The organism is Aliivibrio fischeri (genome assembly GCA_038993745.2).
Taxonomy (GTDB): domain Bacteria; phylum Pseudomonadota; class Gammaproteobacteria; order Enterobacterales; family Vibrionaceae; genus Aliivibrio; species Aliivibrio fischeri_B.
In genome coordinates, this window is sequence record CP160629.1 from 1,811,301 (window position 1) to 1,825,251 (window position 13,951).

Sequence of the window (13,951 nt, forward strand, 5' to 3'; positions counted from 1 at the left end):
ATCGTGTTATGCAAAAATCCTGAATATTTCATCGCAGGGGTCAGCGATTTAGGCTCGCTCGGACTCACCCTCCCCTCCACACCAAAATTCAACACAACAATAAAACGAAAAATAAACGCAAATTATTTATGCAACTCTATTAAACCCAAGTCTTTGTTTGATTTAAACTAATTGCATTTCTAGCTGATCGTTCTAGAGATCCTTTTAGATCGTTTTCTTGCGTTTTTTATAATTCGTCGAATATATCCATTTGGCTTGCATCTTTACACAATTCAGGTTGTAACTCGGCATCCGGCTTTTGACCTGTTGACTCAATAAAATGCGAAAATAATGTGTGTGCGACGAACACTTTTCCGCAATTTAAGTTCAAGCATTGGCAGTACAATTCGCGTGTTTCTGGTGAAATAGCGCGTGATGTAGCAATACGTGTTTTGGTTAAGCATTTTGGGCATGTAATTAACATTCTCAGCTCTCCATTTTCTAACGTAACAGTGGGGTTAATCGCCCCTCTAAATAATCCGCAGTAAAACTCTTCCAATAACTCAATTCATTTTCATCAGGCGTTTCAATGGGGATGGGGTCATTCAACACGGCTTGCCAATACGCTTGTTTATCTTTGAATTGAATAAAACGATCATGATAAAAACCATCGGCTTCATTTTCAGCTCAGATAAATCCATATCACGACAATCCATTCCCCAACCGCGCGCACCAGCTGCCCACATCAAAAAGTCATCCAATTTATCTTTGGCTTCTTTGCCATCAAACGAGATTGAAAAATTGTTGGCCGTGGAGACATGCACTTGTCGTGACTTCATTTCTTTTTTCACATTGAGCGCCTGTTTTTCCAATCGAATAATGCGACTTTGCATTTTCTTCAATTTGTCTTCAGGCTCTCCCTTTTTGATGGCCGTCGCTTTGGCTTTAATGGTTTGCCTTTTCTGATAGGACAATCGATTTAATGTGCGCTCCAATGGTTTTTTCCATCGTTCTAATCGGTAACCCAATTCTTTAATAATTGCGGTAATGTTATCGGCTTCAAAAGAGGCGATGCATTCCCAAGCCGGTGCGCGCGAGCACTTCGCAATGTTATAGCGATTACCTCGAATTAATCCTTGTTCAGCATTGTCACCTTTGGCCGCATAACCCACCGCTTTGATGATGTAACTGCCTGCGGCTTTTGGCTCTCGAATCCGCTCTAATTTCGCAAAGCCATGTCCCCAAATTTTTTCAAATCGTTTTGCCCATGCACTGAACAAATGCGGTTCCACAGTCCATCTCAATAAAACGTGAACGTGTGGGTTTGGTTCCCCATCTTCATTAGCTGGGCACTCGGCTACCCAAATATAATGAAAATCGTCTTTCATGAACGATGGTCCGAACTCTGTGGGTATTGATTTGAAATGAGGTGGCACTTGTTCGTGAGTCAAATCGCTGTATTTAGCATGCGAGTGTTTATCCGTTTGCACGGTATGATCTGCAAGCCAACCGCGTTGATACATTTTCTTTAAACCATCGAGCAAGCGTGACACTTCTTTGCCAACCGTCGTTTCAAGTGTTTTATCAATGGTAAATTCAGCTTTAGGCTTTTGAGATAACAAACAGTAATCCCCTGCAATATCGCCACTCGCATTCATTAATTTTGGTATCTGGCCATCAATGGCAATCGAGGTATAAGCTCCTCCGATATTACAAACGGGTGACTCGGTTCGCTTTACAAATTCCGATGATTTATACGTCACCATATTGCGACGAAAACGAACGGGGTGATGAGCACCAATTGAGTTCACATCACTTGGGTCAGCTAAACCACCAAAAATCCGCAAACGCTGCTCTTTGTTAAACGTCAACGTTAAGAACGTAGTAAAGCCACCATGGCATGTTGAGGTATAAGCCGCACTTTCAAATATTTTAGATACCGACCTGGAGGTGAGTTTTTCAGAAAAACGCTCTCCGGCATTTGCATCTGGTGCATTACTTACTGGTGTTTGCGTTACCACTTGGCCACGATATTGACCACTCCACTCTCGGTGCTGAACTTGAAAAGAAACAGGCGCTAATTTTGATTCATCATCATTTCGCTTCCCTTTTTCATGCAAAATGGCAGCAGTACTTTGGCTTGTAGAGCCATATAACACGTCTTGACTGAAATGTGACTCAGTGGATGCCAACTCAATTGGGTACGGAGTACACGCCCTAGAACTCGCAGAGTGCTGCGAATATCCCACTTTCTTGAGTCCATTTTTTGTGTCGGACTTTTGCGCCCATTGACAAGCCTATAGTCTTCGGCGATTCTCGCCGCCGCTTCGCGGACGTGTTTAGGTGGTCGATTTAACTTTTCAAAATGCTCTGTGGCAATTTCAACTTCAGTGACATGTTTAGATTTTCGATTTAAGACTCGATCATAAACAGGCAGTTTTTTGAACAATCCTGCCTCTAAAAGCTGCATTTCTTGCTGAGAATAAGGCTGAACCTGAATTTTTGAACCTAAAAAACCCGCTCGAAAGCAGGCATCATTTTTCTTAATTTCATCTTGGGGTCGTATTGACCCCACGACATAGAGTAAATCTTTCTCTTTCATCGGTGCATCAATGCTCTTTTTGATTGAATTTGAAAGGTTCTGGAATAACGAAAGTCTGAGCAATAAGTTTTCAATCCATCCACTTTTGGTTTTACGATGGATTTGTTTTTATTGATTTCTTTCTTTAAGCGTTGGATCCAGTGAAGACCTAAGCTTTTTGTTTCTTCAGATAAGTACACTCGTTCATCATTCATACTTTCACCGACATTTTTTCTTTTACTTGAAATGGAAAGAAACAATGCTTTTCTGCTGAATGTTGACCTCCAGCCTGAAAACAAACCTTCATTACTGAACGCTCTTTCCCTCTGATAGTTTTCTTAACCTGTTTTTTACTAAGAGTGGAGTTCCAAAGATTTATGCCTAATACGCGTTCAATGTTTGTTAAATCACCACTACTCATACAAACGTAACCTCTACCTTCTGAATGAGTAATTGCATCCAAAATAGATCGCATATCATCAATAGCTTTTTGTTCCTGTTTATTTAATTTCATAACTCAGCAAACTCCTGCGTATCACAAACCATAAAACCACCAGTATGATCACCACGAACAATCACACCTTTAGTAATATGTTCACAATTCAACTGGACGCATGCGTTATCAATTGCCACCTCTTTTGATTCGAATTCACCGAGCTCTTCTATTCGTATTTCATCCGTCTTTGCATCACGAACAACCCCACCGCCACTATTTAAAACCACAGCAAGAAAACGCAACATAATCACACCTCCTGATCGCCATAAGCGCTGAGTTCAACATACAAATCAGCCCATCCTTCAAGGTGCTGCTCTGTTGGGGCTTGCCCATGATTTTGCATGTAAGCAATGACCATTTTTGCTAAAAACTTATCCTTAGTCATACTGCTACCTCGGCATAATCTTTAGCTTTGATAATCAACTCAGCGAGCTCAGCTTCAACCTCAAGTAAATCTTGAAGTCCTTTGTTAATGTCATTGAAATAGACCATTTGATACATCAACACTTCATTCTCTTGACCGTAAACGTTAACGTGTAGCGATGGTAATATTGAACGATAATTCACATTAATGGCTAAAGACTCAGGCGCATCAAACGCCATTTCTAAGAGAGAGTTAATAACTAATTTAATATCTTGAGATGTTAACTTGCTCATGACTACATCCTTATGCAAATCCCGGCAATGGTGCACCAGAAGTAATAAAATCCACGCCCATAGAAAGATAAGAAACCGCATTAGGTGTGCGTCCTTCAATATCGTTAATTAGTAAGACTAAGTTTCCTATTGAGGCTTGGGCTTTTTTGATAATGGTTTGTTTGCTTTGGTGAGTGATTCGAGTTTGACCTGCATGATCTAGCGCTTCTTTTGCCAAGTCCCCTGCATGCATAGAGTTCTCTAATGCTCGTTTAGCAAAAGTCTCTTCACTTGCATCAATAGGAACATTCGCAGTAACAACACCAAGTCCACGTAATAAACAATTTACGATGGTGTAATCACCTGAAACTTTGGCAACCATAACCATTTCTACACAGGTAAGAACGTGCGGTTGTTCAGGATTAAGTTTATTTCGAAGCATTGTTGGTGACATTTTTAATGACTCAGCAATTGCCGTCATGTTTTCATTACCACGAAAGGCATAACATGCTTCTTCAAATGCCTTTTGTTTGGACTCGCGAAAATCGCACATTGTTGTTTTATCGGACATATCAGATACTCAACAGGTAGCAAATGAAACGTAAACTAAAACTTGGCTTCTAAAGCATGTTTAGTTAACAAAGCAAGGTTAATAAGATTAAGTTCACGTGAGCCCTCTTTAGGCAATACTGGAAACTTTTTCGCACTAATCTTTCTTTCAATAGTACCGGGCTTAATACCTGATATTTCTGCATATCGCTCTGTCGTAACGTACGGTGCAGCAATAGCGATAATGATTGTTGACTGATCCATGTTTATTGCCTCATTTTTAGTTAATAGAGCTAAGTTAATAAGGGTCATTTCCTTGTTGCCACTTTTAGGCATCACCGGAATTTTTCCTTCACGGATATGCTTTAAGACCGTGTTTCTGTTCTTTTTTGTTATTTCAACGTAACGTTCAACAGTGACGTAAGGCGCTGAAATTGCTAGAACATAAGGTTCTTTCATCTATCACCTCTTAGCTTCATTTTGTTCACGGGCAATCACAACTGGCTGGAACCTTAGTTGATTGCCCACTCCTTTCTCCTGCACTTGCTCACAAATGCATTCATAAAGTAATCATGTCGTTTGTTTTTAACTTCAACCTGTGCAATTCTTGCTTAAATGACCAAATAAAAGCATATATCGACAAATAACGCTAAATAAGAACTTCAAATTAACTTTATGTCATCATTCTTGATCACATTTAATTACCTTGCAAGGCTTATTTGTAATTATTTATAAATTGAGTATAAAAATGAGCAAAGATTTAGACGCGCAAATTGATGAATTAAAACTACTAACTGGTACATCAAAAATAACAGAACTAGCTCAAGCTCTAGGCGTTGCTAGAAACACAGTTCAAACTTGGAAGATTCGTGGAAAGATTCCTGACCGTATTTTTATCAAAGCAAAGCAAGTCGCTGAAGGTTTAACAAATAGCGAAACTAAGTACATTGAATTAGATTTTTATGATGTAGAAGTGAGTGCAGGTTCAGGAACATTAGTTGTTCAAGAGAATCAGCCTGAAGGCATCGCTTTTAGTCGTAATTTCATCACTAATGAAATTGGTGTACGACCAAACAATATATTCTTGATGCCCGTTCGTGGTGATAGTATGACTCCAACGCTACAGAACCAAGCTGTAATAATGGTAAACCGCATTGAAGATTTCACAGGTGATGGAATTTATGTTTTCCGTTTCGATGGTCAATTGATGGTCAAACGCCTTCAATTCACCAAAGCAGGTTTAAGTATTGTGAGTGATAATGAAACTTACGAGAAATGGGAACTAACAAGAAAAGAAATGACTACCTTTGATTTTGAAATCATCGGTGAAGTAGTGTGGGCTGGGCAGAAAATCTAAACCCACATCATCCATAAAATACAAATAATTAATAAAATATAGGCTAGGAAAAATGACAAAATTAGATCAACACGGACAACCGATAAATACCAATTTCTGTCACCATGAAAACAAAGTTAAAGCTCTTTTAGCTTTAAGAGGTATTCTGCAAGGTGTAACAGCCGACACAAAATTGAATGATACAGAAGTCCTATTCTTGGATGTTTGGCTAAAAAATGATGACACGCTCAAAAGTGATGGTGATTTTCTCGATCTTAAAGATATTATCGAAGATGTATTAGAAGATGGCATTATTGAACAGCATGAATTAAACGAAATTCAAGAAGTTATGAATGATGTTATTCAATATGGATATCAAGATATTTGGAATATTGATGCTCTAACAAACCAATTATTGGGTTTCCTTCAAGGCATAACTTCTGATGATAATTTAAATGATAAAGAAATCATAAAACTAACTAATTTATTAAAGGAAAATAATGAAGTAACTGAGAAATGGCCTGGTAATGTTATTAAAGCACGTTTAAATAACGTTCTTGCAGACGGCATAATCGATGAAGAAGAGCGTGCAGATTTGCTTCTAATGCTTAAGGGGATTTGTGGTCAACAATTTACTGATACTGGTCTTGCAGAATGTGCCGCAACAGATTGTTTCTCTAAAGATATAATTATTGAGTCAATCGAAAATAAACACATCTGTTTTACAGGTAAGTTTATGTCTGGAAATAGAAAAACAATAGAGTCGATAGCCAAAAAACACAAAGCAAATACTCGTAAAGATGTTGTTCAAGCTCTTGATTATTTAATTATAGGTTCAATGGCAAGTCGTGATTGGAAATTTACTAGTCATGGAAGAAAAATAGAAGCTGCTTTATCCAATCAACAAAAAGGACTACCTGTTCAAATTATCACGGAAGAAACATGGGTTAAATACATTAAATAATTATGAATAACCTAACTAAGAATGAAGCGGCGAAAATTGGGCCGTTTCAATTTTTCACTCTTATATTATCAATTTATGTACTACTCGCTTTATTTGTTGAAAGTGCATTTACTTTATCACCAGATATTGTTGAAATTCTAAGAATCACCGATAACTTTATTTGTTTCTTTTTCTTAACTGATTTTTTCATCAGACTTAAACAAGCTGAAAATAAAAAAACATTTATGAAATGGGGATGGATTGATTTTATATCTAGTATTCCAATGCTAGATATTTTCCGTTACGGAAGAATTGTTCGAGTTGTTCGAGTTCTTAGACTTCTTCGTGCGGTTCGTTCTACCAAAGTAATGCTAAGCTATGTTTTTAGAAACAGAACTCAAGGAACTTTTTCTTTAGTCTCAGCAGTTTCTATTATTCTAGTTATATTTGGATCAATTGCTGTATTACAACTAGAGCAAGGCGTCGAAGGCGCAAATATTCAAAATGCGACTGACGCATTATGGTGGGCATTTGTAACTATCACGACTGTTGGTTATGGTGATTTTTATCCAATAACTTTCGAAGGTCGAATTATTGCAGCTATATTAATGACTGCTGGTGTTGGTTTATTTGGTACTTTTACAGGCTTTGTTGCTTCATGGTTTTTAGAAGAATCAGAAGAAGATCAAGGACAGCATATTATCGCAAACCTAAAAAATGAAGTTTCTGAATTAAAGAATGATATTCAAGAACTGAAAGAATTAATCAAAAAGCAAACTGATAAATAATTTAAATCACTGACCTTGCATGATTAAACTATGCAAGGCCAGACCTTGTCATTACTTAAGCGCAGTTATAATCGCTGCAATTGCATACAACATTTCAGGCGTCACATTGAAATGAAAAAATAAATCTATTGCCATAATTTTCCTTAAATATTAAGCCTTAACTACAGCACGTAGGTAAGTACTTTTTTTAAGTCTAACAGCTTAATTTGCTCGTGCACGGCACAAAAATTATAACAAATATATCCCCTAAAACATTTCATCAAATTATATAAAAGATCAATAAACTTTAGTTAACTTAAGCCTCATTACAAAATCACAAAAAACCTTTTAGAAACAGAAAAATAGATAAGCAAGTGTGATATTAATCCCAAATATAACATTAATATTAATCTTCGAATGTTTGTCTCCGTTTATTTAAAACATTGAAATTTATATCGCAATCAAATACTGTTCATATATACAGTTATTTGGTGTTATATATGACAGTTCGTAAATTAGATGATGGAAAAAAGAACCCTTGGCTTTGTGATGTATACCCCCAAGGCCGTAAAAGTAAACGAGTTCGAAAGCGCTTCGCCACTAAAGGTGAAGCTCTTGCTTATGAAAAATTCATTTTAATTGAATCAAACGATAAACCTTGGCTTACAGAAAAGTTGGATAATCGACGTCTATCTGATCTTATTGATATATGGTTTCAATTACATGGTAAACACCTTAAATCTGGTGCTCATGTTAAGCGTCGGTTGGAAATAATTAGTGAACAAATGCTAAACCCCCTAGCAAGAACGCTAACCCCTGCTGATTTTGTTCAATATCGCGCAGCTCGAAAAACAATATCAAAGCATAATGGCCGTCATGGTGAAGAACTTTCTTCTAGCTCTCATAATTTCGATCTACTAATACTACAAAGCATGTTTAATTTTTTAATCGAGATTAAAGAATGGCTCCAACCTAACCCTATTCATGGAATTAAGAAAATTAAAAAAAATGAGCATGAATTAGCGTTCTTAACTCACGAGCAAATTGATGAGTTATTTAAAATTATAAATAAAAGCCCTATTGCAGATCAGTTGGCTGCTATTTTTAAAATTTGTTTATCTACAGGTGCTCGCATAATGGAAGCTGTTAATTTGCAAGGTTCTCAAATCTCACCATACAAAATAACTTTTACTCAAACGAAAGGTAAAAAAAATCGAACAGTTCCTATTTCTGAAGAGTTATATAGTGAAATTTATAAACCAACATCTGGCCGAATATTTACATGCTGCTATGGCGTAACCCACAAATGGCTTACCACAGCCCTTCCTAATTTACCCAAAGGACAGGCAACACATGTACTAAGGCACACTTTTGCTTCTCATTTTATGATGAATGGTGGCAATATCATTGTATTACAGAAAATCCTTGGGCATGTGGATATTAAGCAAACAATGGTTTACGCTCATTTTTCACCAGATCATCTAAATGATGCCATTGAGCTAAACCCTTTGTATCGCAGTCAAAAAATGACTACAAAATGACTCAAAAAAATACCTTTATATTGAATTATATGTTTATATATACAGTAACGAAAAAATATAAGTCATTGTAAAATAAGAAATCAATTAAAAATCAAAAGGTTAAAATTCTGATGAAAGTAATCTCATTTAATATTAAATAATTATTTAATGCGTTTACTTTCATCTAGTTACAAGAGATAAAGATTAATACTGACACAAAAATGACTACAACATCATCTTTATCTATATTTACCGTTAGTTTTTATTCAAATAATAGTTGTTCTAAATCAAAAGTTATATTTAGTAATAATATAACTAATGCCTAACATTGCATTAACCATTGTGATGCAACATTCATTATAACCACTAATATAGAAGTAGTTTATCACTTAGAACCAAAAAATATAGGATGATATACCGTCAAACATATCAATTACATTCCTCTTAGATATCCTTCACAGTATAAAAAACTCGTATCTATTGATATTTTACACATCAAAAAACCAGGCTCATTGTATATTCAATTGAGATGCCAGTTATCTCAGTTTTAGATTTTTAGCTTATGTTTCAACGGAAAGAAGGTATTGTCCTTCTGTTTATATCGATGGCAATGTAGATCGTATAGAACTCATGAATCAAGTAAGAATAAAATTGATTATCAAAGATTTAATGTGAACATACGATGGTTACCTGATCTGCGGTTATATACTTCACCGTAATCAGAGCATATTTAATAAGGAAAATAAATATGGACATAACAGCAGAAATTAAAAAATCAACAACTCCAACCTCTTTTACTTCTAAAATTACAGATATAGATAAGGGTATATTTGGTTTATCATACGACCCGAATAAAGTTTTATCCTATGATGGAGAAACTATTACAGATTTTATTCCTGCAAAAGGAACTTGGGAAAATGATAAATTCAGAGTCACTACAAAAAACAAACGGCATATCGAAGATAAAATGTTTGATATTTCCGAAATTACAGGTAATGGTAGTAAACTTTATTTAGGCGGTATATTACTTGCAAACCAAAGATTAATAGAAAATATGCCAACAGAAGTAGCTTGTGATAAAAAACCAATAACAATAAGAGTTAATAATTTGTTTGGTTTACCATCAGAAGAATCAATTGCCAAGATCGCTAACCCGTCACACAGTTCAGTTATGGCTAAAATTGATGATATAGCTAAACTATGGATTGACAAATATAGTTCTAAATATCAACCTAGCACTATTTTAACATATAAAGAAGATATGCTTCACTCTGAAGCACAATTAATTACTCACTTTGGTTTGGAATCAAAAAACTTTCTACAACACTAAGCATTGATTTCTCAATGACTGAAAATAAACAAATTTATATATGCCGTATTAAACAGGTATATTATTCAGCAACAATGGATAGTGTAACCCTACCATCAACTTTAATCAGCGATAGCGTAAATTGGTCTGAATTAGTAAAAAAAGGGGTTAATGATAAAAACCCACCTGTATACGTTAATAATATTGATTTTGGACGTATTATTTATGTCAAAATGGAAACATCAAGTACAAATATTAAGGCAAAAGAAGCTTTCTCAGCAATCATTAAAGGTGTTGATATATCTCAAGATGCAGAATTAAAAAGTATAATTGAAAATTCATCATACAACCTTGTTGTCCTTGGTGGAGGTATTCATAGCGGTGCTGGAATTTCCTCTATTGAGGAAATTAAAGATATCATTCAAAAAGGTATGTCATTTAGTGCGCAAAATACAGCTTACCCAATATCATATTCAACAACTTTTTTAAAAGATAACCAAACTGCAACGATTACAACTCGTACTGACTATGTTGAGACTAAAAATGAAATCTATACGTCAGGAGAAATAAACTTAAAACTTGACGGAGCCTATGTTGCTAAATTTACAGTAGAATGGGATGAAATTTATTTTGATGACAAAGGTAAAGAAAAATCAACTCGAAAATATTGGGATGGTAACGGCGTAGAACGAACATCTCTTTACACTACAGTAATTCCACTAAAAGCAAATTCAAAAAATATTCATATAATGGCACAAGGTGCAACAGGGTTACTTTGGGAACCTTGGAGAACTAGTTTTAATAAATTCCATATTCCTCTAGTTAAAAACAGAAGTGTTGCTCTTTGGGGACAACACTTAATCAAGTTTCTTGGGTTGAACCAAGTAATGACTTATAAACATTTTTAGATATATGTAATATATTCATAATTCTTAATTAATATCAGTCATAGCATCTGCAGTTATCTTATCAATAACGACATTTGCTATGGCTTATAGTTGATAAAGAGAAAAACGAAAGTTTATATTTGTAAAAATTGTCCGTAAATATATTCCAGAATTCAAATTTACATATTTAATACAGTAAACCTCCTAAATATCTTAATACTAAATCACAAGACTTCGAATCTTCGCTCACGTTCCTAAAGAATTAACCCACCACAATCAAAAAATGACTACAAAATGACTCAAAAAAATACCTTTATATTGAGTTATATGTTTATATACACAGTAGAGAGAAAACATAAGTCATTGTAATATAAGAAATCTATTTAAAATCAAAAGGTTAATATTCTAATGAAAGTAATAAGCTTTAATATAAATGGCCTTCGTGCTCGCCTTCACCAATTACAAGCTATCATTGATAAGCACAACCCTGATGTTATTGGTCTTCAAGAGATCAAAGTTCATAATGAAATGTTCCCAGTCGAAGCAGTAGAAGCGATGGGCTATAAAGTGTACTTCCATGGCCAAAAAGCACATTACGGTGTGGCTATGCTATGTAAACAAGAACCAATTTCTGTGCAATATGGTTTTGATACGGATACAGAAGAACATCAAAAGCGCATGATCATGACAACTCATCAGCGTGAAGACGGCTCAAAAGTAACGATAATGAATGGTTACTTTCCGCAAGGTGACAATATTAAGCACGAAACAAAATTTCCTTATAAGCGTCAATTCTACAAAGATTTGATGACTCACTTGCATACACACCATACTAATGATGAAGAGATCATCGTCATGGGCGATATTAATATCAGCCCTATCGATGCAGATATCGGTATCGGTGAACCAAACGCAAAACGTTGGTTAAAAACAGGCAAATGCTCATTCCAACCAGAAGAGCGTGAATGGTTACAAACATTAAAAGATTGGGGTTTGAAGACACGTTCCGTAATATTCACCCTGAAGTAACCGATCAATTCTCGTGGTTTGATTATCGTTCAAAAGGGTTTGTAGATAACCGTGGTTTACGCATTGATGTCATTATGGCAACACCAACATTAGCAGTAAAATGTACAGAATCTGGCATTGATTACGAATTACGTGGTATTGAAAAGCCTTCTGATCACGCACCAATTTGGTCAACATTCAAATAATATGTTTAGCCCTCACCTATTTGTGAGGGCTTTTTTATCCCAATCAATGGCACGATTGGTATTAAGGAAATACAATGAAATTATTCATCTTTGATCACTGTCCATTTTGTATGAAAGCAAAAATGGTTGCAGGTATAAAAAAGCTACCCGTTGAATTTGTTTATCTTCAAAATGATGATGTGAATGCTCGCATTGAAAAAGTGGGAGCTAATATGGTGCCTATTTTAGAGAAAAATGATGGTAGCTATATGGCAGAAAGTCTTGATATTGCAAGATATTTAGATGAGCATGATCACCATCCAATCATTGAAAAATCAACACACGAAGAAGAGATCTCTGAGTGGCTAAACGCAGCAAGACCACTGTTTGCTAAACTTACTTTTTCTCGTTGGACTCAACTTGATTTACCTGAATTCGCTCGACCTGAAGCCATTACTTGGTTTACAGAGAAAAAAGAAGAGTTCATTGGGATGAGCTTTGAACAAGCATTGACGAACAGTAATGAATATATCAATGCATTAAATCCACTATTGGTTAATGCGAACTTCATTACTCTTCCTTCAGAGAAAGGAAATCAAATCACATGGGATGATATTAACTTTTTCCCATTTATCCGTAATTTAACTGTTGTTAAAGGACTAGATTTTCCACCACACTTAAAAAACTATCTGGAAGAAATAAGTGAATTAACGGGGGTTCACCTATTTTTTGATGTTGCGGTGTAATAGCCATCTATTTTTAACAAAAAAAAGAGCACATTAACGTGCTCTTTTTCTTATCAAAATCATGAAAACCAACGTTGATACCAAAGTATTTCCCCATGTTCAATAAAATCAAACACACTCAAAAACAATGCACAAATAAAGACTAACTTTACGACTCTTATCAATATCAACGATAAACTCATCACTACTTCCTCTAACGAATATTCTATTCATATATACACGATATCTACTTAAATGGATATTAATACCAATCGTCGTAACTAACTGGTTATCCTAGTTTGTTTATCTACTCGATAACTGTGTTGGAATTGTTGACTGTGAATAAACTAATTAACTTAATGGCCTCATAAATCTGAGCATTCGAGTTTCCAATTGCTTAAATATAAAAATAATAATAAATGTTAAGCACATATAAAACATGCCGGCAGCAATATAGGATTCAAATGGAGCGTAATATCTTGAATTTACTAAACGTGCAGCACCAGTTAAATCCAGTAAAGTAACAATTCCTGCAATGGCTGAACCATGAAGCATGAAAATCACTTCGTTACTATAAGCTGGCAATGCTCTACGTAACGCACTAGGTAAAATAATGCGTTTATACGTTTGGAATTGATTCATACCATACGCTTTGGCTGCTTCAACTTCTCCTTGTGGTAAACCATTAATAGAACCACGTACAATTTCAGCTGTATAAGCTCCTGTATTTAAAGCAAAAGCAACAAGAGCACAAAATGAAGCGTGTTCCCATAAAGTATCTTTAACAGGGAAAAATTGATCCATACCATAATAAATAAGATACAGTTGAATCAATAAAGGCGTACCACGAAAAAAGTAAATGTATGCCCAAGCTGGTAACCATAAAACTGGGTTATTGCTGTTTCTTGCTATCGCTGTTGGTACAGCAATACACAAACCAATCACCAAAGATACCGCTACTAACCACACCGTTGTCCATAAGCCTTCAAGATAAACAGGAAGGCTCTCAATGATAATTGAAAAATCCATA

At 35.4% G+C, this 13,951-nt stretch carries 17 protein-coding genes and 2 pseudogenes; 8 read left to right on the forward strand and 11 right to left on the reverse strand.

The window, feature by feature from the left end; all coding sequences use genetic code 11:
- Nucleotides 1-226 precede the first annotated feature (226 nt).
- The 10 genes from AAFX60_008780 to AAFX60_008825 form a co-directional block, all read right to left on the reverse strand.
- On the reverse strand, nucleotides 227-463 hold the full coding sequence (locus AAFX60_008780; protein XDF76850.1) for an ogr/Delta-like zinc finger family protein: 237 nt from the start codon (nucleotides 461-463) through the stop codon (nucleotides 227-229).
- Nucleotides 464-584: 121 nt separating this feature from the next.
- A complete protein-coding gene (locus tag AAFX60_008785) occupies nucleotides 585-2,138 on the reverse strand; it encodes a hypothetical protein (GenBank protein ID XDF76851.1) in 1,554 nt (517 codons plus the stop codon).
- The gene (locus tag AAFX60_008790; protein ID XDF76852.1) at nucleotides 2,057-2,581 is read right to left on the reverse strand and encodes a hypothetical protein; all 525 of its coding nucleotides are present in this window, start codon (nucleotides 2,579-2,581) and stop codon (nucleotides 2,057-2,059) included. The genes AAFX60_008785 and AAFX60_008790 overlap by 82 nt, the downstream gene beginning before the upstream one ends.
- Nucleotides 2,578-2,775 (reverse strand): hypothetical protein, encoded by a 198-nt coding sequence (locus AAFX60_008795; protein XDF76853.1) that lies wholly within the window; start codon nucleotides 2,773-2,775, stop codon nucleotides 2,578-2,580. Before AAFX60_008795 ends, AAFX60_008790 begins: the two co-directional genes overlap by 4 nt.
- On the reverse strand, nucleotides 2,772-3,074 hold the full coding sequence (locus AAFX60_008800; GenBank protein ID XDF76854.1) for a hypothetical protein: 303 nt from the start codon (nucleotides 3,072-3,074) through the stop codon (nucleotides 2,772-2,774). Before AAFX60_008800 ends, AAFX60_008795 begins: the two co-directional genes overlap by 4 nt.
- Nucleotides 3,071-3,301 (reverse strand): hypothetical protein, encoded by a 231-nt coding sequence (locus AAFX60_008805; protein XDF76855.1) that lies wholly within the window; start codon nucleotides 3,299-3,301, stop codon nucleotides 3,071-3,073. Before AAFX60_008805 ends, AAFX60_008800 begins: the two co-directional genes overlap by 4 nt.
- A 2-nt stretch (nucleotides 3,302-3,303) precedes the next feature.
- Complete coding sequence (locus AAFX60_008810) at nucleotides 3,304-3,441, reverse strand: hypothetical protein (GenBank protein ID XDF76856.1); 138 nt, start codon at nucleotides 3,439-3,441, stop codon at nucleotides 3,304-3,306.
- On the reverse strand, nucleotides 3,438-3,713 hold the full coding sequence (locus AAFX60_008815) for a hypothetical protein (protein ID XDF76857.1): 276 nt from the start codon (nucleotides 3,711-3,713) through the stop codon (nucleotides 3,438-3,440). Before AAFX60_008815 ends, AAFX60_008810 begins: the two co-directional genes overlap by 4 nt.
- A 10-nt stretch (nucleotides 3,714-3,723) precedes the next feature.
- Nucleotides 3,724-4,263: a phage regulatory CII family protein gene (locus AAFX60_008820; GenBank protein XDF76858.1), complete on the reverse strand. Its 540-nt coding sequence runs from the start codon at nucleotides 4,261-4,263 to the stop codon at nucleotides 3,724-3,726.
- 35 nt (nucleotides 4,264-4,298) lie between these two features.
- A complete protein-coding gene (locus AAFX60_008825; protein ID XDF76859.1) occupies nucleotides 4,299-4,700 on the reverse strand; it encodes a hypothetical protein in 402 nt (133 codons plus the stop codon).
- Between the two features lie 289 nt (nucleotides 4,701-4,989).
- Here AAFX60_008825 and AAFX60_008830 point away from each other — a divergent pair, with 289 nt between their 5' ends.
- From AAFX60_008830 to grxB, 8 genes and pseudogenes are all read left to right on the forward strand, one after another.
- Nucleotides 4,990-5,598, forward strand: coding sequence for a S24 family peptidase (locus tag AAFX60_008830; GenBank protein ID XDF76860.1), 609 nt, complete (start codon nucleotides 4,990-4,992; stop codon nucleotides 5,596-5,598).
- Between the two features lie 52 nt (nucleotides 5,599-5,650).
- Entirely contained in the window at nucleotides 5,651-6,541 is an 891-nt protein-coding gene (locus tag AAFX60_008835) for a BRCT domain-containing protein (protein ID XDF76861.1), read from the forward strand.
- Between the two features lie 2 nt (nucleotides 6,542-6,543).
- Nucleotides 6,544-7,308: an ion transporter gene (locus tag AAFX60_008840; protein XDF76862.1), complete on the forward strand. Its 765-nt coding sequence runs from the start codon at nucleotides 6,544-6,546 to the stop codon at nucleotides 7,306-7,308.
- A gap of 479 nt (nucleotides 7,309-7,787) precedes the next feature.
- Nucleotides 7,788-8,828 (forward strand): tyrosine-type recombinase/integrase, encoded by a 1,041-nt coding sequence (locus tag AAFX60_008845; protein XDF76863.1) that lies wholly within the window; start codon nucleotides 7,788-7,790, stop codon nucleotides 8,826-8,828.
- A 727-nt stretch (nucleotides 8,829-9,555) separates the two neighbouring features.
- Nucleotides 9,556-10,610 (forward strand): annotated as a pseudogene (locus AAFX60_008850) (thiol-activated cytolysin family protein).
- A 72-nt stretch (nucleotides 10,611-10,682) separates the two neighbouring features.
- Nucleotides 10,683-11,024 (forward strand): thiol-activated cytolysin C-terminal domain-containing protein, encoded by a 342-nt coding sequence (locus tag AAFX60_008855; GenBank protein XDF78911.1) that lies wholly within the window; start codon nucleotides 10,683-10,685, stop codon nucleotides 11,022-11,024.
- Nucleotides 11,025-11,411: 387 nt separating this feature from the next.
- Nucleotides 11,412-12,217, forward strand: a pseudogene (xthA, locus tag AAFX60_008860) (exodeoxyribonuclease III).
- 74 nt (nucleotides 12,218-12,291) lie between these two features.
- Nucleotides 12,292-12,942 (forward strand): glutaredoxin 2, encoded by a 651-nt coding sequence (gene grxB, locus AAFX60_008865; protein ID XDF76864.1) that lies wholly within the window; start codon nucleotides 12,292-12,294, stop codon nucleotides 12,940-12,942.
- 330 nt (nucleotides 12,943-13,272) lie between these two features.
- Here grxB and AAFX60_008870 read toward each other — a convergent pair whose 3' ends face one another.
- Nucleotides 13,273-13,950 carry an ABC transporter permease gene (locus AAFX60_008870; protein ID XDF76865.1) on the reverse strand — a complete coding sequence of 226 codons (678 nt, stop codon included), beginning with the start codon at nucleotides 13,948-13,950 and terminating at the stop codon, nucleotides 13,273-13,275.
- Between the last annotated feature and the right edge of the window lies 1 nt (nucleotide 13,951).

Bases quoted from the DNA above. Each gene is read 5' to 3' on its own strand.
- AAFX60_008830 (XDF76860.1), top strand. From the start codon at position 4,990: ATGAGCAAAGATTTAGACGCGCAAATTGATGAATTAAAACTACTAACT.
- AAFX60_008780 (XDF76850.1), bottom strand. From the start codon at position 463: ATGTTAATTACATGCCCAAAATGCTTAACCAAAACACGTATTGCTACA.
- AAFX60_008795 (XDF76853.1), bottom strand. From the start codon at position 2,775: ATGAATGATGAACGAGTGTACTTATCTGAAGAAACAAAAAGCTTAGGT.
- AAFX60_008800 (XDF76854.1), bottom strand. From the start codon at position 3,074: ATGAAATTAAATAAACAGGAACAAAAAGCTATTGATGATATGCGATCT.
- AAFX60_008815 (XDF76857.1), bottom strand. From the start codon at position 3,713: ATGAGCAAGTTAACATCTCAAGATATTAAATTAGTTATTAACTCTCTC.
- AAFX60_008870 (XDF76865.1), bottom strand. From the start codon at position 13,950: ATGGATTTTTCAATTATCATTGAGAGCCTTCCTGTTTATCTTGAAGGC.
- AAFX60_008790 (XDF76852.1), bottom strand. From the start codon at position 2,581: ATGAAAGAGAAAGATTTACTCTATGTCGTGGGGTCAATACGACCCCAA.
- grxB (XDF76864.1), top strand. From the start codon at position 12,292: ATGAAATTATTCATCTTTGATCACTGTCCATTTTGTATGAAAGCAAAA.
- AAFX60_008810 (XDF76856.1), bottom strand. From the start codon at position 3,441: ATGACTAAGGATAAGTTTTTAGCAAAAATGGTCATTGCTTACATGCAA.
- AAFX60_008820 (XDF76858.1), bottom strand. From the start codon at position 4,263: ATGTCCGATAAAACAACAATGTGCGATTTTCGCGAGTCCAAACAAAAG.
- AAFX60_008840 (XDF76862.1), top strand. From the start codon at position 6,544: ATGAATAACCTAACTAAGAATGAAGCGGCGAAAATTGGGCCGTTTCAA.
- AAFX60_008805 (XDF76855.1), bottom strand. From the start codon at position 3,301: ATGTTGCGTTTTCTTGCTGTGGTTTTAAATAGTGGCGGTGGGGTTGTT.
- AAFX60_008835 (XDF76861.1), top strand. From the start codon at position 5,651: ATGACAAAATTAGATCAACACGGACAACCGATAAATACCAATTTCTGT.
- AAFX60_008845 (XDF76863.1), top strand. From the start codon at position 7,788: ATGACAGTTCGTAAATTAGATGATGGAAAAAAGAACCCTTGGCTTTGT.
- AAFX60_008825 (XDF76859.1), bottom strand. From the start codon at position 4,700: ATGAAAGAACCTTATGTTCTAGCAATTTCAGCGCCTTACGTCACTGTT.